The organism is Streptomyces sp. NPDC020958, assembly GCF_055562175.1.
In genome coordinates this window covers 473,793-491,939 of the sequence record NZ_JBVHFU010000001.1, presented here as the reverse complement: position 1 = coordinate 491,939, position 18,147 = coordinate 473,793, and the positions used below count along the sequence as shown (strand labels likewise).

The following is an 18,147-nucleotide window of genomic DNA, read 5'->3' as shown; positions in this document are numbered from 1 at the left end:
TCACCTTCGCAGGAGCACGTCGGCGGGTTCCGCCGGAGGAACGTGCCAGGGACGGAACGGACGGCCCTCCGTCTCGAAGAGCCGGGAGAAGATCTCGTAGAACTCCAGCCGCAGGGCCTGCACCCCGGCCACCAGGGCCTCCAGGCCGAAGGACAGGGCTGTCCCGACGGCGAACAGCAGGACGGCACCCGCCCACCAGGCCGGACCGCGTGCCGCCAGATTCGTGGTGCCGCGCCACACCAGGTCGGCGAGCGCGGCATGGGTGAGGCCGAAGGCCGCGAGCCGGGCGAAGGACAGGGTGTTGGTGCCGGTGCGCACGACGACGTCGAAGAGCCGTACCCCGCTCTCCGCAAGCCCCGCGCCGCCGCCCGCCGTGGCCCGGAACAGCCCCAGCGCGACCATCGCCAGCCCGGCGAACGCGACTGCGGCTCCGGTCACGGCGGCCGGCGGCACGTGCAGGACCAGCCCTGCCGCCGCCGTCGCGAGCCCCAGGTAGAACAGCAGCCCGGCCACACCGGACGCCACGTACAGCGCCGACGCCCAGCCGCTCTCCCGCACCCGGTTCACCGCGCCCGCCGCATGCGCGAGGGAGAGCAGCGCGGCCCCGAACACCACCGCCGCCGCCAGCAGTCGGGCGGGGCTCTGAAGCGGCGCCAGCCACAGCACCGGCAGCAAGCCCGTCGGCCCGAAGAACTCCCCGTAGGCGGCGCCCGCGAGCATCGCGGCCAGCCCGGCGCCGGCGAGGAACGGCCACAGACGGTGCAGCGGGGCGAGCCGCCGGGGCCGCCCGAGGCGCAGGGCCAGCGCGCCCAGGAACAGGAGGGCCCCGTGCCCGACGTCGCCGAACATGATCCCGAACATCGCGATGTACGCGAGGCCCGCCGGCCACGACGGATCGAGGTCCGCGTACGACGGCGTGCCGTACGTCGTCACCAGCGGGGTGAAGGAGACGTCCCCGGCGGTGCGCAGCAGCGTCGGCGGATCGGTGCCGCGCGGAGCCGGCAGCGGCAGCAGTGCGCCGCCCGCCGCCGCGAGCCGCTCGGCGACCCGGGGCACCTCGGCCGCCGGGCACCATCCGGCGAGCGCCGACACCTCGCCCTGCCGCACAGCGCCCTCCGCACGCTCCTCCAGTTCGGCCTCCCCGGCCAGCAGGCTCGTCTCCCGACGGCCTTCGAGCCGGTCGAGGTCGGGCGCGGCGACGGCCAGGGCGGCGGCCTCGCCCACGTTCCGCGGGCCGCCGCGGCCCACCAGCCGCCGCAGCCGCAGCGCCGCGGGCCCCGGAACCGACTCCTCGACGCGGTCCAGCTCCACACAGCCCGCTTCGGCGATCCGCACCAGCGCCTCGCGCAGCGCCGCGCGCGGCACGAGCACCGCCACGCGGCACATCCGGACCGGTGTCATCCCCTCAGGCAAGGGCATCGAACGCCTCCCCGAGCCGCCCGCCCCGCGCCGCCGACTCCAGGGCGGCCCTCACCCGCCAGGCGTCGACGGAGAGCAACGCGACCGCACCGACGACCACGCCGGGCCCGGGCCTGCCGTCGCGCAGCAGAGCCGCCCCGTCGTCCCGTAGCGTGCGCCACCACCCGGCCTCCGCCCGCCACAGCCCCGCCGGATCCTCGACGCCGGTCAGGAGGCGCCGGGCCGGCACCGGAAGACCGTCGCGAAACTCCTGGTACGAGGCGGCGGTCGGCGCCCGTCCCCCGAGCAGCCGGGCCGCGTCCCGCCGCACCGGCTCCGGCAGGGAGCGGCCGTGCACGAACACTTCACGCGCCGTCAGCAGGGCCGCGCGGGCGACGGCCCAGCCCCGCGCCTGCGGCACGGCCTGGGCGGTGCGCCGCGCGGCGGCCATCCGCATGCCCGTGACCACCGCCCACGGCGTGTCGCCGCCCGGATCACCCCACGGGGAGGCGGCGAGCGCGGCACGCAGTTCCGCCGGGGTCACTGCCTCGTCAAGGCGCCGCCAGGCCGTCTCCAGCGCTCCGAGCCGGTACGGCGGGACGCGGCCCTGCTGTTCGGGGTGTTCGGGGTGTTCGGGGGACAGCCGGGCGACGACGTTGGCGATCTCGAACCCGGAGACGAGCGGAACGAGCAGCCGGGCCCCGACTCGCGGAAGCCAGCCCGCCAGCACCCTCAGATGCCACAACAGCGTCGCGGACACCGCTCGTTGCGCCTCGGGGAGCCCGGCCGCCTCCCGCGTGTACCTGCCGTACGGCGTCCCGCCGAGCCGCCGCAGGGCCTCGTCCAGCGAAGAGCACGCCGCGATCTCCCGCGCTCCGCCGGCACCCGGACACCGGACGGTCAGGGCCCGGGCCCGCACCGCTCCGGCCACCCAGGCCGCACTCATGACGCCGTGCCCGTCCCGGCCGTCGGCCGCACTGCCTGCGCCACCGCTTCGTCCACCAATGCGGGCAGCCTCGCCCGACCGCGCTCGCGCACCGCGTCGGCAGCCCGGTCACCGGCGGCGCGCACGGCTGCCGCCTCCCGTACCGCGTCCTTCACGACGGGTTCGGCGGCCTGACGCCGTACCTCGGGAGCCTGCTCCCTGGCGGCCGCCACGATGTCCGCCGCCATGTGCCCGGCATCCCGCCGGATCGTCTCCGCCGCCTCCTCACCGGCCGCCCGGATCCGGGCGGCTTCCTGCTGAATGGCCGTCAGCCGGGCCAGGACGGGTGCCAGTTCCGCGGCGCGCTCCGCCGCCCGGTCGGGGGGCACACCCGTTACGGCCGCCCCCGGTGTCCCGGTCGGACGGAACCGCTCCAGGAAATCCCGCAGGCCCATGTCCCAGCCTCCTGCCGGTCGGCTCCTCCTTCAGTGTCACCGCCCGCGCCCGCACCCGCACCGGATAGGGCCGTCACGTCGTTCCATCAGGGCCGTTCGGCACTGGACGACCGACGGCGGGACGGAAGACTGGAACGGAACGGTAGGCAACCCGACGGACTCCGGAGGCGACCGTGAACGAGCACGAGAACTTCTCCACGGGGACCGAGGCACGGCGTTCCCTGCCCTCCCGGCCCTGGCGCCCCAGCGAAGGCAGCCGCCAGGACGTGCTCGTGCGCTACCTGGGCGCCGTGGCCACCGCGGCGGCCGAACACACCAGGCCGGAGGAAGTGCCGCCGCCTCCCCCGGTGCACGCGCCCCGCGAACCCGGCCCCGGGACGCCGCTGGTGCGGGACGTGATGGAAGTGCCCACCGCCTTGCTGCGTGACGACCTGCCGTACCGGGAGATCGCCCGGCTGCTCGCATGTGCGCACGTCGGCGCGCTGCCGGTCGTGGACGCGGAGGACCGCGTGGTCGGCGTCGTCTCCGAGTCGGACCTGCTGGCCAAGGTGGCCGTCGAGGCATACGACCGCCGGCCAGGGCCGGTCGGCAGACTGCGGAGACGACGGCTGCTCGACAAGGCCCAGGGCGAGACGGCCGCCGACCTGATGACCAGTCCCGCGATCACCGTGCTGCCAGGGGCCACCGTCGCGGAGGCCGCGTGGCTGGCCGCGCTGTCCCGGCTGAAGCGGATCCCGGTCGCAGACCACGAGGGCCGGCTGGTCGGCGTCGTCGGCCGCGACGCGCTCCTGCAGACCCTGATCAGGGACGACGCCGGGATACAGGCCGAGGTCGAGGACCGGATCCGCACCGTCTGCGCTCCGGGCGACCGCACGACCGTCGCGGTGACCGTCCACGACGGCATCGTGGAACTGTCCGGACAGGTCCCGGCGGCGACCGGAGACCGGCTGGTGGCCGAGACCGAGGCGATGGCCGGCGTGGTCGAGGTGAAGAACCTCCTCACCGCCGCCTGACTCCGCCGGAAGGCGACCACCGTGACCGGAAACATCACCGTGGGTGTCGACGGCTCGCCCGAGAGCCGCGCCGCCGCCGACTGGGCGGTCCACGAGGCGAGGCTGCGCGCCCTGCCGCTGAAGGTCCTCCATGTGTGCAGGCCGGTGCCGAGGAACCGATCACCGCTGGCCGGCGTGGAGAGCGAGCGCGACTGTACGAAGGGGATCGCGCCGAAGCCGCGGCGGAACTCCGTACGCGCCACCCCGACGTGGAGGTGTGCACCGATCGGGTCACCGGCGACCCGGCCACCGCTCTCGCCGAGGCGGCAGACGCGGCGGAGCTGCTGGCGCTGGGCTCACAGGGCCTCGGCGGGATCGGCGGGTTCCTCGTCGGTTCGGTCAGCCTGTACGTCGTCGCCCACGCCGCCCGCCCAGTGGTGCTGGTCAGGGCGGAAGGGCAAGCCGCCGGGGACCACTTGACGGCTCCCGGCGGGGGCCCGTCCACCACGGCGCCCTCCAGGCCCGTCGTCGTCGGCCTGGACACCGGCGACGCGGACGCAACGCTCCTGGAGTTCGCCTTCGCCGCCGCCGCCCGCCGCGGCGCGGCCCTGAGGGTCGTGCACGCCTGGACCGAGCCGCCCGGCGACTTCCGCCCCTTCCACGGCGTGGAGTTCCATGCCGCGCTCGCGCGACAGCAGGCCACCGCTCTGACGGGCGCGCTGCGCCCCTGGCGGCGGAAGTTCCCGAGTGTCGACGTGATCGAGGCAAGTCGGTGCGGCAGTGCGGCCCAGGTCCTCGTCACCGCCTCCCGCGACGCCTCGCTGACCGTTGTGGGCCGTCGGATCCGCACCAGCCCCGTCGGTACCCACATCGGTCATGCCGCCCACGCCGTTCTGCACCATGTGGTCGCGCCCGTCGCCGTGGTGGCGCACGACGGCTGAGGTCATCAGTGCTGCCGCACGGTGGACGGCGGAATGCCTGCTCAGGCGAGCTCCCAGGCGGCGGCCGGCGATTGCCGCAGCGTGTTGTCGATCGTGCAGTGGTCGACCACGGCGCCCAGCGCGGCGAGCCCCGCCTCACCGAGTCCGGGCGGCAGCGCGACACGCAGCAGTACCGAGGCCACGCGGGCACATACGCCCCAGCGGCAGCGGGACGGGGGGGGGACCGGAGGACGGACCGTACTGGCCGTCACTGTTCCTTCGACAGTTCCGAGTGTTGATGCTGAGGGCCTTGTGTGACGGTCGGCCACCCCAGGGCACGGCTGACGTCGGCGACGGTGAGGATGCCGACGAGACGGCCCTGGTCGAGGACGAGCGCGCGGCGCGCGGGGCTGGTCTGCAGCCGGGGCAACAGGTCGAGAACCGGCTCGCCCGGCGACGCTGTCACGACTTCACTGAGAGGGCGCATCACCTCGTGGACCGTCGTGTGATCACGATCCTGCGACGGCACGTCCTGCACCCGGCGCATGGTGAGCAGACCGATGGTCGAACCGTCCGGCGCCAGCACCGGGAAGGCCGCATGGCGGTAAGGGCCGAAGGGGCCCTCGGCCAGGAAGTCGCGAATGCTCGTCGGTGCGCGCACGGTGACCGGGGCCGGTGTCATGACGCGAGAGACGGGAACGCCCTCCAGGACGCCCCGAATCTGAGCCTGCCGTGACTCCGCCGTGGCGGCGGCGATGAGGAACCAGCCGATCAGCGCGGCCCACAGGCCGGACAGGCTGCCCGCGAACAGCACGTCCGCGAACCCGGTCAGTACCAGGAACCAGCCCAGCGCCCGGCCCGCCGCCGAGGCACCCCGGGTGGCGCGCAACCGGTCCCCGGTGCGGTGCCACAGGTACGCCCGCAGCAGCCGGCCACCGTCCAGCGGGGCAGCAGGCAGCGCGTTGAAGACGGCGAGCAGGATGTTGATCGCGGCGAGCCAGGTGACCGCCTCGACCACCAGCCCGGACGTGTGCAGCGCGTCCAGTCCCACGGCGGCTCCGGCGAGCACACCGCCGGCCAGCAGACTGGTGAGCGGGCCCACACCGGCGATCCGCAGTTCGGCGGCCGGCGACGGCGCCTCGCCGCGCAGCCGCGCCGCGCCGCCCAGCATCCACAGCGTGATGCCCTCCACCTCGACTCCGTTGCGCCGGGCGACCACGGCGTGCGCCAGTTCGTGCGCGAGCAGCGAGCCGAGGAACACGACGGCGGTCAGGACGGCGAGACCCCAGTACGCGACCGGGGAGTGACCGGGGTGCGCGGCCGGGAACCGGCCGCGCGCCAGCGCCCCGGTGATCAGGGCGACGATGACCAGGACGCTCCAGTGCAAGCCGACCCGGACACCGGCGATCCGGCCGAGGGACAGCGTCTCGTCCATGAATCTCGCCTCGCTTTCCGGCCTTCCGCAGGGGGCGGTACACAGCAGCACCTACAGCGTGCGGCGACGGCCGCTTGCTCCGGAGGGGGCCGACCGGCTCTCGACGGGGACGCTCGGCCCCGATCACGGCCACCCGGGAGAGGCTCGTTTCATAGGGGCACGCCGCCCCCACCATGGGTCGGACCATGAACAAACCCAGGCCGACGACCTGTGGTGGTACATGCGGCTCGAGTGGTCCCGGAGCCAGGCAAGTGAGACTTTGGTGCCCTCCCCTGGCGGAGACACGCCGTCAACGCCAGGAATCTCTCCACCCGCATCTGGCCGTCGTTCACGGAGCGAGGGAGAAGTAGTTCTCCTCCTCCTGGGTGAAGTGCAGACGCAGGACCGTGTTGAGGCCGTAGAGGCAGGAGCGGAGGTCGTCGAGTTGCTCGGCGGAGAGGCCCCCGTCTGCGTGGGCCAGTTGCAGGTGGGTGGCGATGCGGCGGGAGAGGCGTTCGATCTCGGTATGGGCGCGGCTCATGGTGGCGGTGGCCTCGGGGCCGCCCAGGGTGGGGGCGAGGGCGGGGTAGAGCTCGTGCTCCTCCGCGTACTCGTGCGGCAGCAGCCGTTCGGTGAGCAGACGGTGGGTCTCCTCCACCGCGGCCAGGGCCGTTGGGCCGGAGCTGTCGGACAGGCGGTCGGCCGCGTCGCGTACGGATTCCAGGACGTCCTGGAGGTCGTCGTGTTCGGCGGCGAAGCGGTGGATGAGGGCTTCGGCAGCGGGGGTGAGGGCCGGGTGCGCGGCGTCGCCGCCGCGCAGCGCGCGCAGGGCGTTGAGGATGACGGCGGCATCGATGCCCTCTTGGAGCAGGGCGCCGGCGGCCGGCGGAAGGAGGCCCGCCGCGGCTGCGGCCATGGCCGCCAGGGACATCAGCATGCCGCCGAGGGCGCTCTGTACGGCGATGTGGCGGGCACGCTGGGCGATGGTGACGGCGTCGGCGAGGCGGTCCACGCGGTCGGTGGTCAGGACGATGTCGGCGGCTTCGGAGGAGGCGGTGGACCCACGTGCGCCCATGGCGACGCCTATGTCGGCGGCGGCGAGGGCGGGAGCGTCGTTGACGCCGTCGCCGACCATGACGGTGACCGCACGTTCGCGTTCGGCACGTACGGCGGCGACCTTGTCGGCCGGACCGAGTTCGGCGCGCACGTCGTCCAGGCCGAGGACGGCGGCCACCTCATGGGCGGGTGCGGCACGGTCGCCGGTCAGCATCAGCAGCCGTTCGATGCCCGCCGCTCGCAGGTGACGCAGGGTGCGGGGCGCGTCGTGGCGGAGGGGATCGCGCAGCAGGACGGCGCCGGCCGGCTCTCCGTCGACGGTGAGCCAGGCGACAGCCGCGCCGTCGAGGAGCGCACGGTTGTCCACCGCCTTCGCCCAGTCCGGCCGGGCGGGCGCCGCGCCCGTTCGGCCCACGGAGACCTGGTGTCCCTCCACGCTTCCGGCGGCGCCCCGGCCGGGTTCCTCGGTGACGTCCGTCGGGACCGAGAGCGCCAGTCCGCGTTCGCGGGCGGTGCCGACGATGGCCTGGGCGAGGACGTGCGGCGAGTACTGGTCGAGGGAGGCGGCGAGGCGCAGCACTTCTGCGGCTTTGACGTCGGGCGCGGCGATCACGTCGAGGACGCGGGGGCGGCCGCGGGTGAGGGTGCCGGTCTTGTCCAGCAGGAGGGTGCGGGCTCGGCCGAGGTTCTCCAGTGCGCCGCCGTCCCGGATGACGACGCCGAGCCGGGAGGCGCGCGAGAGGCCCGAGACGATGGCGACCGGGGCGGCCAGCAGCAGAGGGCAGGGGGTGGCGACCACCAGGACGGCGACCGCCCGTACCGCGGACCCGCTGATCAGCCAGGCCAGGGCCGCCACCGCGAGCGACAGGGGCAGGAACCAGGCCGCGTACCGGTCGGCCAGCCGTACGACGGGCGCGGACTCGGCGCCCGCCTGCCGGGCCAGTCGTACGATCCCGGCATAGGTGCTGTCTTGCTCGGTGGCGGTGGCACGCAGCTCGAAAGCGCCGCCGGCATTGACCACGCCGCTGCGCACCGTCTCGTCGCGGGCCCGCTCGAGCTGGAGGGCCTCACCGGTGAGGACCGACTCGTCGAGGACGGCGGCGTCGCTCTCCACGCGGCCGTCGACGGGTACGACCTCGCCGGGACCGACGACGAGCAGGTCACCGACGGCGACCTCGGCCAGCGGCACCGAGGCCACACCGCCGTCGGTGCGGCGGCGCGCGGAGCGCGGTGCGTGCTCCAGCAGGGCCCGCAGGTCGTGGGAGGCGCGCCGCTGAGCGGCGGCCTCCAGGGTGCGGCCGGTGGCCAGCATCAGCGCGATCAGCGCACCGGCGAGGTATTCGTGGACGGCCAGGGTGCCGCCGAGCGCGAGGACGGCGATGAGGTCCACGCCCGCGTGTCCGTGCCGCAGGGCGGCGAGCACCCATGCCACCGAGGGGATGACGGCGGAGAGGGTGCCCAGCGCCCAGAAGAGGTCGGCGAGGTCGCCGGCCCCCGTGAGCCAGGCGATGCCGCCGGCTGTCAGCGCCACCGCGGTGACGGTCAGGAGGACGGGTTCGAGCCGTGGCGACCCGATTGCCGAGGCCAGGCGGCGCAGCTGCGCTGTGAACGTGCGGTGGGTCATGGCGTGCCTCGGTCCGTCCGACGCGGCGATCGTGAAACCGGTTCTTCTCCATCACAACGCGCCGCCGGGTGTCCACAGCAGGGGACGTCCGGCCCTGAATGAGGGCCATGCGGACGGCGCCCGCTGATGGCGTCCCGTGAAGTGGTGTAGCCGGGCAGGGTCCCGGAACGCGCGGGTGTCTGCCCGGGGCGTGCATCCGCTGGCGGTGCATGCTCCCTGAACAAGGGCAGGCCATCGCGCAAGTCTCTCTGGTGAACGGGCAGTTCGACCGGAGGAGCACGCGATGGCCTTGTCCCAGTCTGAGCTGATGCGGCTGCTGGAGTCACTACGTCGGGCCGATGGAGTTGAAGCAATCAGGGTGGTGTGCGAGCGCATCCTGCAGGAGCTGATCGAAGCCGAGGCCACCGATGTGATCGGTGCCGCGCCGCGCGAGCACTCCGAACGCGCACGACCTGGCGCAATGGACACCGGGACAGGGTGCTGACCACGCAGGCCGGCGACCTGGACCTGAAGATCCCGACGGTGCGCAGCGGGTCGTTCTTCCCGTCGTTGCTGGAGCGCCGGCGGCGGATCGACCGGGCCCTGTTCGCCGTGGTGATGGAGGCATACGTGCACGGTGTCTCGACCCGCTCGGTCGACGACCTGGTCAAAGCACTCGGTGCGGACAGCGGGATCTCCAAGTCCGAGGTCTCCCGCATCTGCGGTGAGCCGGACGAAGAACTGACCGCGTTCAAGGAGCGGCCGCTGGAGCACACCGTCTTCCCCTACGTCTTCCTGGACGCCACCTACTGCAAGGCTCGGGCCAACCACCGGATCGTCTCCCAGGCCGTGGTCATCGCCACCGGGATCTCCGCCACCGGGCACCGCGAGATCCTCGGGCGTGGGGGTCCCCCGCTCGAGCGGAGCCGAGAATGGGGGAGGTCGGCGACAGTGAGTCGAAGCCGGGGGTCACGACGGCCGAGGCGTCGCTGGCGGTCGGCGTGTCGTGGCCGGTGGGTGCGAGGTGGTTTCGTCACGCTGGCGGCATGCCTCCGATCTCGTTGGCCGAGCCCTCGGGCCGGTACCTCACGTTCGAGGAGCGCGAGGAGATCGCGATCCTCAGGGCGATGAGCAAGGGTGTGCGCGAGATCGCCCGCGCCCTGGGGCGTGACCCCGGGACGATCTCGCGCGAACTGCGCCGCAACGCCGCCACGCGCAGCGGCAAGCAGGAGTACCGCGCGACGGTCGCCCAGTGGAAGGCTCAGCAGGCGGCCAAGCGCCCGAAGAGCGCGAAGCTCCTGGGCAACGACCGGTTGCGCCAGTACGTTCAGGAGAGGTTGTCGGGGAACATTCACCGGTCTGACGGGACGGTCGCCGCAGGACCGCAGACGCCTGCGTGGAAGGGGCTGAACAAGCCGCACCGGCAGGACAGGCGGCGGGCGACAGCATGGAGCCCGGAACAGATCTCGCACCGATTGAAAGCCGACTTCCCCGAGGATGAGCCCATGCGCATCAGCCACGAGGCGATCTATCAGTCGCTGTTCATCGAGGGCCGTGGTGCACTCAAGCGTGAGCTGGTCGCCTGCCTGCGCACCGGGCGGGCGCTTCGAGAGCCTCGGTCGAGGTCACGTAACAGTCCGCAAGGGCATGTCACCGCGGATGTCGTCCTCAGCGAACGTCCTGCCGAGGCCGCAGACCGCGCGGTCCCGGGGCACTGGGACGGCGATCTGATCATCGGGACGGGCCGGTCCGCGATCGGCACGCTCGTCGAGCGCAGCAGCCGAGCAGAGTGGGTGGAGTGGCGGGGCGGCCCGGAGGCCCCACAGAGCGGAGCAGGACCATGCGAGAGTTCCTCGTCGAGATCACCACCACCGTCCCCGAAGGCACCAGCCAGGACGAGGTCGAGCGGCGGCGGGCCGCCGAGGCGGTACGCGCGAAGGAGCTGGCCGCCGCCGGCAACCTGGCCCGGTTGTGGCGCCCGGTGGGCGAGCTGCGCAGCATCGGCGTCTGGCGGGCCGAGGACGAGAAGGAGCTGCACGAAAAGGTGCTCGGCACACTGCCGCTGCGCTCTTGGATGACCCTCACCGTCACCCCGCTGCAGTCCCATCCCAACGATCCCGGCCGGGCCGACGCGTAACCCGACCGCAAGGTCGACGTGAGCGAACGACCGCAGCGCGTCTTCTCGACCGCTGAGAGCGCCCCGTTCCGCTCTCCTGGGAGGCACGATGCCCAGGCCACCGCGGCTCTCGCAGCGGGCATGGGAGTCCGCCGGTTCGTCTGCACCCCAATCCTTCCCCTGACGCACGACGAGGCCGGACTGTCCGCGGGCGCGCGCCGACGTGACCACCGCGAATCACCTCGGCCGCATCGGCGCGCTCGCGGGCATCCTCGCGCCCGCGCCGGTGCGCTCCCCCATGCTGCTGCGCGCCGGCCTGATCGCGCTGACCGCCATGGCCAGCGCCCTGATCTTGGTCATCGCCGTCGGTTCCCTCCACGGCCGTCTGCATGAGCAGCCCGCTCACCTGCCTGGATGGGCTTTCGGCGGAGTGGGCGCGGGTATCGCCGAAAGATGCCGATCAGACCTCCTCGACAGTCCGCCCCGGCATCGGCTCTGCGAGCGCGGCCCTCCACGCGGGCGTGCCGAACGGACCGGCGAAGTACTGCGTCTCGTGCACGACCTGCTGGTCGGCGAATTCCATGACGCTCACCGAGTACGAAGGCGCACCGTCGTAGGTGATGACGCACTCGCTTACCCATACATTCGCGTGGCCGGTGATGCGCAGGATGGTGAAGTGCCGGTCGGCCGGATGCGCGCCGCGTTGTGCAGCGATCGTCTCCCTGCCCCGGAAACGTTCGCCCGACTGCGGATAGTCCAGCATCGCGTCCGCAGCGTAGATCGCATGTTCCGCCTCGAAGTCTCCGCGTTCCGAAGCCAGCCAATGCTCCTCGATCGCGGCCCTGATCTGGCGCTCGGCATCCATGGCGCCGCTCCCTCCGTCGCAGTCTCAGCCTAGGCTCTGTCGTCGGACGGTGAGCGATCAGGCGCTCGTAGGTCGTGACGGCGACTGGGGTCAAGGCCCCCTGCTTCTCCTGCGCAACGGCTGGTGGCGATCTGCCGGTCGTACGCCCTGGCCTTGGTCGGCTGTACCGCCAGGCGGGGGCACAAGCTCAGTCGGCCGCCGTGACTGCGTCCCTGATGAGGCGGCGGCCGGCCGCGTCGGTCCGGGCGACGTCATGGGTCACCAAGCGGTCCTGGCACAAACCGCGCAGGCCGGAGACGAGGACGGCGTGCACGCGCTCTTCAGTTCGTCGGCCGCGGCGTCGATCCTGCTGGGGTCCGGGTCGGTGTCGCCGTTCAGGATGGCCTCGTTGTAGCCCTCGATCGCCTTGGTGAGGTCGTCGACGGCCTTGTCGACCATGCTGTCGTCCGTCTTGTCGTTGATTTTGTCGAGGTTCTTCTCGATGGTGTCGATGGAGTCCTCGGTGCGTGTGGGGTCCTCGATCGCGTCTGCGCCGGCCTGGTGGACGGCCGTGACGCCGTGGGCGATCGTGTCGGCGCCGGAGAGGCAGCCGAGCGAGTCGTCGAACCCGCGGGCGCCGGTACGCATCGGGTCCGTGTGAGCCGAAGTCCGGCCGAGCGTGCGATGTAGGTTCGTCGAGGGAGCGTTCGAGGCACACGGCCCCGGAGGGGCGACGGCCGGAACGGGGCAGGGACCGCGTTTCCCGGCCCCCGGGCCCGATTTCTACCAGCCAGTGGTCGAGGGGGTCGGCCGCGGCAGTCGAGGGGGCGGCGACCTCGTGCCGTCCCGTCCTGGCGGTGGACTTCCGACGGCTGGACACGAGGCCGCCGGCCGCTCCCAGCGAGTCCCGATGCCCTTCGCGCCGTCCACGGTGAGGTGGGCGAACACGGCCACGCCGCCGTTGAACAGGAACAGGAACCACATCACCGGCCGCGTCGACAGGAACGCCTTGATCTTCGGCTTCAGGATCGCCGGGTATCCGACGCGGTACACCCGGGCCTCGGGGGCGCGGCGTCTGCTCTCGGTCAGCGTGCGGGAGAGGCGTTCACCCGCCTGCTCGATGCGCCCCGCGCCGACGCACCGTTCGATCATCGGACCGAAGCCGATGTCGTTGCCGCCGATGCCGATGGTGACCAGCCTGGTGCCGGCGTGCAGCGCCGTGAGCTGGGGCGGGTTGGTCCCGTCGTGGGTGGACTGCCCGGTGGTGAGGTCGGCGAGGGTGGCGCCGGTGCAGCTGACGTCGCGGAAGTCCGGTCCCTTGAGCCCCACATTCCGTGCCACCAGGGCCGGGTAGTTGCGGTCCGAGCGGGCGCAGCCGGCCGGGTGCCCCGTCTGGTCGGGGATCTTCGGGCCGGCATGGCACCGTATGCCGGTGCGACGCCGCTGTTGATGACGACGGTGACGATCAGCAGGCCACCGGTCGGGCCGGAGAGGGCGAGGAACGAGGCGTGTCCGGCGGCGATGACGGCCCCGCCAAGGTCTGCATGAGCGAGACGACGATGCCGGCCGTGGCCAGCGTGTCGAGGACCGCGCCCGGACGGGCAGCGGCGGGTCTTGCGGTGGGCATGTGCTACCTCCCTTTGGCCGCCGGGCCGGGCCGGCCGGGCGCTTCGGCCTTCACCGCCCGAGGATCTCGACCGCCCCGGTCACCACGTGACGAGCAGTTCGTGGGCGCCGTAGATCACGGCGTCGTATTTGAACGGGATCTCGTCCAGCCCGGTCGCCGGGCGCAGGGTCGGGATGCGGCGCAGCAGGGTGGGATAGATGACCTGGAGTTCCATGCGGGCCAGGGGCTGGCCGATGCAGTGGTGGGTGCCCGCGCCGAATGCCTGGTGCCGACGGGCGTCGCGGGTGATGTCGAGCCGGTCGGGGTCGGGGAAGACGGCGGGATCCCGGTTGGCGAGTTCGCCGAGCATGATCACGCCTTCGCCCTTGCGGATGGTGTGCCCGGCGATCTCGATGTCCTCCAGGGCTGTGCGGCGGCGCCCGAGGTGGGCGATGGTGAGGAAGCGCAGCATCTCCTCGACCGCGTCGACAGCGACCTTGGGGTCTTCGGCTTCGCGGACCAGGGCGGCCTGTTCCGGATGCCGGAGCAGCAGCAGGGTGCCCAGGGTGATCATGTTGGCGGTGGTCTCGTGTCCGCCGAGGAGCAGCAGGACGCCCATGTTGGCGGCTTCGCGGCGGGTCAGCCCTCCGGCCTTGATCTGGTCGGCGAGCCGGGAGAGCAGGTCCTCGGCGGGGTTGTCCAGCTTCTCGCCGACCAGCCTGTCCAGGTAAGTGGCGAGCGCGGTGTGCGCGGCGCTCCGCTCGGCGGGGGTTGCGGTGAGGGAGACCAGGACTTTGCTGTTGTTCTGGAAGAACTCGTGGTCCTGGTAGGGCACTCCGAGCAGTTCGGAGATCACCAGCGACGGGATCGGCAGGGAGAACGCCTGCACGAGGTCGACCGGCTTGGGGCCCTCCAGCAGGCGGTCGATGAAGTCGTCCACCATCTTCTGCACGGCCGTGCGCATGGCCTCGACCCGCTTGATGGTGAACGCCCCGCTGACCATGCGGCGCAGTCGGGCGTGCTCGGGATCGTCCATCCCGACGAAGCTCAGGTCGAAGGCGCCGTGGCTGTCCCCCTCGTCGCCGTCTCGGTCGGCGTGACCGTCACCGCCGTGACGGGGGACCGGGCTGGGGAAGTTGGGCGCGGCGAAGCTCACGCTCAGCCGGTTGTCGGCCAGCAGCGCCTTCTGCTCGGCGTGGCCGGTCACCACCCACGGGGTCTTGCCGTCCCAGGTCCGGGCCCGGAACACCGGGCCGAACGCGGCCAGCCCGCGCATCCGGGGCGAGGGGTCGAACGGGCAGGCGCCCGACCGCGGTGCGGGGAAGTCGGGCACACCGGACGGCGCCGGTCCGGTCTCGAGCGAGGTGGTCATGTCCTTCTCCTGGGGTGGGCTCAGTGCTGGACTGCGAGGGAGTCGCCGACCGCGTCGACGACGGCCTGCCGGTGCAGGCGGGTCTGCTTCGGCATGTTCCAGCCGAGGAGGGCGGTGGGCCTGCCGCCACGTCGGTAGAGCGCTACGAAGCGGCGGTCGTCCTCGCTGCCTTCGACGATCTCCACGTCCGCGTCGGCCACGAGCGTCCCGTGGACCTGGATCCTGGCGTCGAACTGGTCGGTCCAGAAGTACGGGACGGGGGTGTAGGGGCGGTCCTCGCCGAGGATGTTCCCGGCCACGAAGACTGCCTGTTCTGTGGCGTTGGTCCGGTTCTCCAGCCGGAGCGTGGTGCCCAGTTGCTCGTGGTGCCAGCGGGCGACGTCGCCGACCGCGTAGATGCCCGGCGCGGAGGCGCGGCAACGGGAGTCGCACACCACGCCGTCGTCCAGGAGCAGGCCGCTGCCCCGAAGCCAGTCGGTCGCCGGTGCACACCCGACCGCCACCGCCACCACATCCGCGGTCAGCATTTCACCGGTCTCCAACTGCACACCGCTCACCTGACCCTGGTGGTCCGCCAGGCCCTCGACCGCCACGGCGGGCATCAGCCGGACGCCGCGCTCCGCGTGTACGGTGCCGAGCAGTCCGGCCACCCGTGGCCCCAACTGGCTTGCCATCGGCGCTGACTGGGGGCCGACGACGGTGACGGCGACGCCCAGGCCGCGCGCGGTGGCGGCGATCTCCGCACCGAGCACGCCGTCGCCGACGACCACGGCGCTCGCCGCCGTGAGCAGTTCGCCGCGCAGGGCCGCCGCGTCCTCCACCGTGCGCAGCACGTGGACGCCGCGCAGCCCGTCGCTGCCGGGCAGGTTCCGCGGGCGGATGCCGGTGGCCAGGACGACTGCGTCGGCGGCCAGTGTGCGCCCGGCGGCGGAGGTGACGGTCCGGGTGGCGGCGTCCAGGGCGACCGCCGGATCGCCGAGCAGGAACTCGGCGTCCAGCGCGTCCAGCGCCTGCCGCGGGCGCAGCCGCCTCCGCTCGGGTTCCCAGGCCCCGGAGAGCACCTGCTTGGACAACGGCGGCCGGTCATAAGGCAGATGGGGCTCGGCGCCCAGTACGGTCAGCGTGCCCTGGTAGCCCTTGCGTCGCAGTGCCTCCGCGGTGGCCAGTCCAGCCGCGGAGGCACCGACGACGAGGACGCTGCGGGGCGAGCTCACGCCTCCTCGCCGAGGGCGATGGCGGCGGCCGGGCAGACGCTCGCTGCCTCGCGCACGGCCGCGTGCTGCTCGGCTGCGGGCTCGGCGTCCAGCAGGACGACTATGCCGTCGTCGTCGCGCTGGTCGAACACCTCGGGGGCGATGAGCACGCACTGGCCGGCGCCGCAGCACTTCTCCTCGTCGACGGTGATCTTCACGACAGGGCCTCCTCAGGATCCGGTGGTGGGGTGGGGGGTGACGGGGGCGAGCAGCAGGCCGGTGATCGCATCGGTGAGTGATGTCGCCGTGTGCTGCCACAGCGGCTGGAGTGGACTGGTCAGGGCGCGCTCCCGCTCGGCGCAGGTGTGGACGATCAGCAGCCGGGCCATGTCGGCCCGTTCATGGCGCACGGTCCGCGGCAGGTCCGGCAGGCGGCGGCCGAGCTCGTCCAGGGTCCGGCGCAGTGGCGGCCGTTCGACCGCCGCCGCACTGACGGCCTCCCGCAGAAGGGGGTCGGTCATCGCCTGGGCCACGAACCGCGCGTGCCAGGACGGCGTACCGAGCGAGGCCAGGTATTCGGTGACCGGGCGTACCAGGCAGCCGACCCAGTCCCGGACGTCGTCGCTGTCACCGGCCTCCGCCAGCATCCGCTCCCGGATCTGCTCAATCTGCCCGGTGCCGCGCTCGAGCATGGCCCGGATCAGGTCGGTCTTGGTGCCGAAGTGGTAGCCCACCGCGGTGTTGTTGCCCTGCCCGGCCGCCTCGCTGATCCGCCGGTTCGACACCGCGACCAGCCCGTTCTCGGCGAAGAGCCGCTCCGCCGCCGCCATGATCGCCTCACGGGTCTCCACGGCTCGTTCGGTCCGCACGCTCGCGCTGCCCACGGTCACCACCTGACCGGGAGCTCGCGCAGCGGCGTGGTGATGAGGCCCTCGACGCGGCGCAGCTCCTCCGCAGCGACCGCGAGGTCGAGGGTGGGCAGACGGCGCAGCATCACTGCGAGCACGGTCTGCATCTCGGTGCGGGCAAGCGGCTGGCCGAGGCAGGAGTGCGGGCCGGCTCCGAAGGCGAGGTGCGGGTTGGGGGTGCGGGCCAGATCCATGTCCTCGGCGTCCTCGAACGCGTCGGCGTCGCGGTTGGCCGCCGCCATGCTGCACACCACGGTGGTGCCCTGGGCCAGCACGGCGCCGCTGGGCACCTCGGTGTCCTCGTGGACGTAGCGGAGCATGCCGAAGCCCGTGTAGGGCTCGTAGCGCAGGACCTCCTCCACCGCGGAGCGGATGAGCGAGCGGTCCTGCAGGAGTCGCTCCCAGCGTTCGCGGTCGGCGAGCAGCACGGCCGCCATGGTGGTGATGAAGCCGGCGGTGGTCTCGTGCCCGGCCAGCAGCAGGGCCTGGCCCGTGGCGGCGAGAGCGAGGTCGGACATCGGGCGGCCCTCGCTGTCGGAGGCCGCGATCAGCCGGCTGATCAGGTCGTCTTGGGGGTGCTGCCGCTTCTCGTCGACCAGACCGGCCATGTACGTGCCGAAGTCGCGGTGTGCCTTTTCCATCTCGGCAACGGTGTACTTGCTGAGGTTGAGGAAGGTGTCGGACCACTTCTGGAAGTCGTCGCGGTCGCTGTCCGGGACACCGAGCATGTCGCAGATGACGTACACCGGCAGCGGGAAGGCCAGGTGTTGTACGAGGTCGGCGGGTTGGCCGTGCTCCAGCATGCCGTCGACGAGCTGCTCCGCCATCGCCTCGATCCTGGGCACCAGGGCCTGCATGCGCTTGGCCGTGAACCACTTGCCGACCATGCGGCGCCAGCGGTCGTGCCCCTCGGCGTTGAGCGCCCGCGCCATCGGGCTGTCGAAGATGCTGCCCGCCTCGCCGGCGGTGATCCGGGCCGCGTCGGGCCGGGCCAGGCCCTCACGGCTCAGACGCGGGTCGGACAGCGCGAGCCTGACGTCCTGGTATCGGGTGAGCAGCGTCGCCGGGTCGCCGCTGGGCAGCGTCACCTGTGCGACGGGGCACTTCTGCCGCATCTGTGGCCACTCGACGGGCGGTTCAAGCGCCGCGGGGGCGGCGAGTGGGTAGCGCAACGCTGGGTCCTGCCGGGTCTCACTCACAAGGGCTCCTCGGTATGCACCTGGCCGACGAGCTCAGTCAAATCCACCTCCCCGTTTTAATTCAAGCGACTGACTTAAAAGGACGCAGACCGTGGCCGAAAGCGAGGGCACCGCCGACTGCCTCTCGCGGCCACCGACTCCGAGAA

The 18,147-nt window shown here is 72.6% G+C and carries 18 protein-coding genes and 3 pseudogenes; 5 read left to right on the top strand and 16 right to left on the bottom strand.

The features are described 5' to 3' along the window. The 3 genes from ACZ3KP_RS02260 to ACZ3KP_RS02250 are packed head-to-tail and all read right to left on the bottom strand — an operon-like array spanning position 1 to position 2,778. Positions 1-1,419, bottom strand: coding sequence for a V-type ATPase 116kDa subunit family protein (locus ACZ3KP_RS02260; RefSeq protein ID WP_467495683.1), 1,419 nt, complete (start codon positions 1,417-1,419; stop codon positions 1-3). Continuing rightward, a complete protein-coding gene (locus tag ACZ3KP_RS02255; RefSeq protein ID WP_467495681.1) occupies positions 1,406-2,344 on the bottom strand; it encodes a hypothetical protein in 939 nt (312 codons plus the stop codon). The genes ACZ3KP_RS02260 and ACZ3KP_RS02255 overlap by 14 nt, the downstream gene beginning before the upstream one ends. Continuing rightward, positions 2,341-2,778: a hypothetical protein gene (locus ACZ3KP_RS02250; RefSeq protein WP_467495680.1), complete on the bottom strand. Its 438-nt coding sequence runs from the start codon at positions 2,776-2,778 to the stop codon at positions 2,341-2,343. Before ACZ3KP_RS02250 ends, ACZ3KP_RS02255 begins: the two co-directional genes overlap by 4 nt. Before the next feature lie 173 nt (positions 2,779-2,951). Between ACZ3KP_RS02250 and ACZ3KP_RS02245 the strand changes: the two genes are divergently transcribed. Further along, entirely contained in the window at positions 2,952-3,791 is an 840-nt protein-coding gene (locus ACZ3KP_RS02245; protein WP_467495678.1) for a CBS domain-containing protein, read from the top strand. A gap of 21 nt (positions 3,792-3,812) precedes the next feature. Continuing rightward, a pseudogene (locus ACZ3KP_RS02240) lies at positions 3,813-4,711 on the top strand (universal stress protein). 41 nt (positions 4,712-4,752) lie between these two features. Here the strand turns inward: ACZ3KP_RS02240 and ACZ3KP_RS02235 are convergent. From ACZ3KP_RS02235 to ACZ3KP_RS02225, 3 genes are all read right to left on the bottom strand, one after another. Then, positions 4,753-4,893, bottom strand: coding sequence for a hypothetical protein (locus tag ACZ3KP_RS02235; protein WP_467495676.1), 141 nt, complete (start codon positions 4,891-4,893; stop codon positions 4,753-4,755). A gap of 65 nt (positions 4,894-4,958) precedes the next feature. Further along, the gene (locus ACZ3KP_RS02230) at positions 4,959-6,125 is read right to left on the bottom strand and encodes a site-2 protease family protein (protein ID WP_467495674.1); all 1,167 of its coding nucleotides are present in this window, start codon (positions 6,123-6,125) and stop codon (positions 4,959-4,961) included. Between the two features lie 328 nt (positions 6,126-6,453). Beyond that, positions 6,454-8,784, bottom strand: a complete 2,331-nt coding sequence (locus tag ACZ3KP_RS02225; RefSeq protein ID WP_467495672.1) for a heavy metal translocating P-type ATPase — start codon at positions 8,782-8,784, stop codon at positions 6,454-6,456. 283 nt (positions 8,785-9,067) lie between these two features. Between ACZ3KP_RS02225 and ACZ3KP_RS02220 the strand changes: the two genes are divergently transcribed. The 3 genes and pseudogenes from ACZ3KP_RS02220 to ACZ3KP_RS02210 form a co-directional block, all read left to right on the top strand. Next, complete coding sequence (locus tag ACZ3KP_RS02220; protein ID WP_467495670.1) at positions 9,068-9,268, top strand: hypothetical protein; 201 nt, start codon at positions 9,068-9,070, stop codon at positions 9,266-9,268. Further along, a pseudogene (locus tag ACZ3KP_RS02215) lies at positions 9,262-9,669 on the top strand (transposase); the annotation flags it as partial. The gene ACZ3KP_RS02220 and the pseudogene ACZ3KP_RS02215, both read left to right, overlap by 7 nt. Beyond that, positions 9,573-10,838: pseudogene (locus ACZ3KP_RS02210) on the top strand (IS30 family transposase); the annotation flags it as partial. The pseudogenes ACZ3KP_RS02215 and ACZ3KP_RS02210, both read left to right, overlap by 97 nt. 278 nt (positions 10,839-11,116) lie before the next feature. On the opposite strand, the gene ACZ3KP_RS02205 reads toward ACZ3KP_RS02210, so the two are convergent. From ACZ3KP_RS02205 to ACZ3KP_RS02160, 10 genes are all read right to left on the bottom strand, one after another. Next, on the bottom strand, positions 11,117-11,239 hold the full coding sequence (locus tag ACZ3KP_RS02205; RefSeq protein ID WP_467495668.1) for a hypothetical protein: 123 nt from the start codon (positions 11,237-11,239) through the stop codon (positions 11,117-11,119). Positions 11,240-11,339: 100 nt separating this feature from the next. Further along, a complete protein-coding gene (locus ACZ3KP_RS02200) occupies positions 11,340-11,744 on the bottom strand; it encodes a nuclear transport factor 2 family protein (RefSeq protein ID WP_467495666.1) in 405 nt (134 codons plus the stop codon). 258 nt (positions 11,745-12,002) lie between these two features. Next, entirely contained in the window at positions 12,003-12,371 is a 369-nt protein-coding gene (locus ACZ3KP_RS02195; protein WP_467495664.1) for a hypothetical protein, read from the bottom strand. A gap of 135 nt (positions 12,372-12,506) precedes the next feature. Beyond that, positions 12,507-13,127: an SGNH/GDSL hydrolase family protein gene (locus ACZ3KP_RS02190; RefSeq protein WP_467496754.1), complete on the bottom strand. Its 621-nt coding sequence runs from the start codon at positions 13,125-13,127 to the stop codon at positions 12,507-12,509. Between the two features lie 61 nt (positions 13,128-13,188). After that, the gene (locus tag ACZ3KP_RS02185; RefSeq protein WP_467495662.1) at positions 13,189-13,350 is read right to left on the bottom strand and encodes a hypothetical protein; all 162 of its coding nucleotides are present in this window, start codon (positions 13,348-13,350) and stop codon (positions 13,189-13,191) included. Positions 13,351-13,429: 79 nt separating this feature from the next. Beyond that, positions 13,430-14,701 carry a cytochrome P450 gene (locus ACZ3KP_RS02180; protein ID WP_467495660.1) on the bottom strand — a complete coding sequence of 424 codons (1,272 nt, stop codon included), beginning with the start codon at positions 14,699-14,701 and terminating at the stop codon, positions 13,430-13,432. 20 nt (positions 14,702-14,721) lie between these two features. Continuing rightward, the gene (locus ACZ3KP_RS02175) at positions 14,722-15,915 is read right to left on the bottom strand and encodes an NAD(P)/FAD-dependent oxidoreductase (RefSeq protein WP_467495658.1); all 1,194 of its coding nucleotides are present in this window, start codon (positions 15,913-15,915) and stop codon (positions 14,722-14,724) included. Continuing rightward, complete coding sequence (locus tag ACZ3KP_RS02170; RefSeq protein ID WP_467495656.1) at positions 15,912-16,112, bottom strand: ferredoxin; 201 nt, start codon at positions 16,110-16,112, stop codon at positions 15,912-15,914. The genes ACZ3KP_RS02175 and ACZ3KP_RS02170 overlap by 4 nt, the downstream gene beginning before the upstream one ends. Before the next feature lie 12 nt (positions 16,113-16,124). Beyond that, positions 16,125-16,784, bottom strand: a complete 660-nt coding sequence (locus tag ACZ3KP_RS02165) for a TetR/AcrR family transcriptional regulator (protein WP_467495654.1) — start codon at positions 16,782-16,784, stop codon at positions 16,125-16,127. Continuing rightward, positions 16,781-18,001, bottom strand: a complete 1,221-nt coding sequence (locus ACZ3KP_RS02160; protein WP_467495653.1) for a cytochrome P450 — start codon at positions 17,999-18,001, stop codon at positions 16,781-16,783. Before ACZ3KP_RS02160 ends, ACZ3KP_RS02165 begins: the two co-directional genes overlap by 4 nt. Positions 18,002-18,147 lie beyond the last annotated feature (146 nt).

Bases quoted from the DNA above. Each gene is read 5' to 3' on its own strand.
- ACZ3KP_RS02260 (WP_467495683.1), bottom strand. From the start codon at position 1,419: ATGCCCTTGCCTGAGGGGATGACACCGGTCCGGATGTGCCGCGTGGCG.
- ACZ3KP_RS02255 (WP_467495681.1), bottom strand. From the start codon at position 2,344: ATGAGTGCGGCCTGGGTGGCCGGAGCGGTGCGGGCCCGGGCCCTGACC.
- ACZ3KP_RS02250 (WP_467495680.1), bottom strand. From the start codon at position 2,778: ATGGGCCTGCGGGATTTCCTGGAGCGGTTCCGTCCGACCGGGACACCG.
- ACZ3KP_RS02230 (WP_467495674.1), bottom strand. From the start codon at position 6,125: ATGGACGAGACGCTGTCCCTCGGCCGGATCGCCGGTGTCCGGGTCGGC.
- ACZ3KP_RS02225 (WP_467495672.1), bottom strand. From the start codon at position 8,784: ATGACCCACCGCACGTTCACAGCGCAGCTGCGCCGCCTGGCCTCGGCA.
- ACZ3KP_RS02220 (WP_467495670.1), top strand. From the start codon at position 9,068: ATGGCCTTGTCCCAGTCTGAGCTGATGCGGCTGCTGGAGTCACTACGT.
- ACZ3KP_RS02205 (WP_467495668.1), bottom strand. From the start codon at position 11,239: ATGACCAAGATCAGGGCGCTGGCCATGGCGGTCAGCGCGATCAGGCCG.
- ACZ3KP_RS02200 (WP_467495666.1), bottom strand. From the start codon at position 11,744: ATGGATGCCGAGCGCCAGATCAGGGCCGCGATCGAGGAGCATTGGCTG.
- ACZ3KP_RS02195 (WP_467495664.1), bottom strand. From the start codon at position 12,371: ATGCGTACCGGCGCCCGCGGGTTCGACGACTCGCTCGGCTGCCTCTCC.
- ACZ3KP_RS02185 (WP_467495662.1), bottom strand. From the start codon at position 13,350: ATGCCCACCGCAAGACCCGCCGCTGCCCGTCCGGGCGCGGTCCTCGAC.
- ACZ3KP_RS02180 (WP_467495660.1), bottom strand. From the start codon at position 14,701: ATGACCACCTCGCTCGAGACCGGACCGGCGCCGTCCGGTGTGCCCGAC.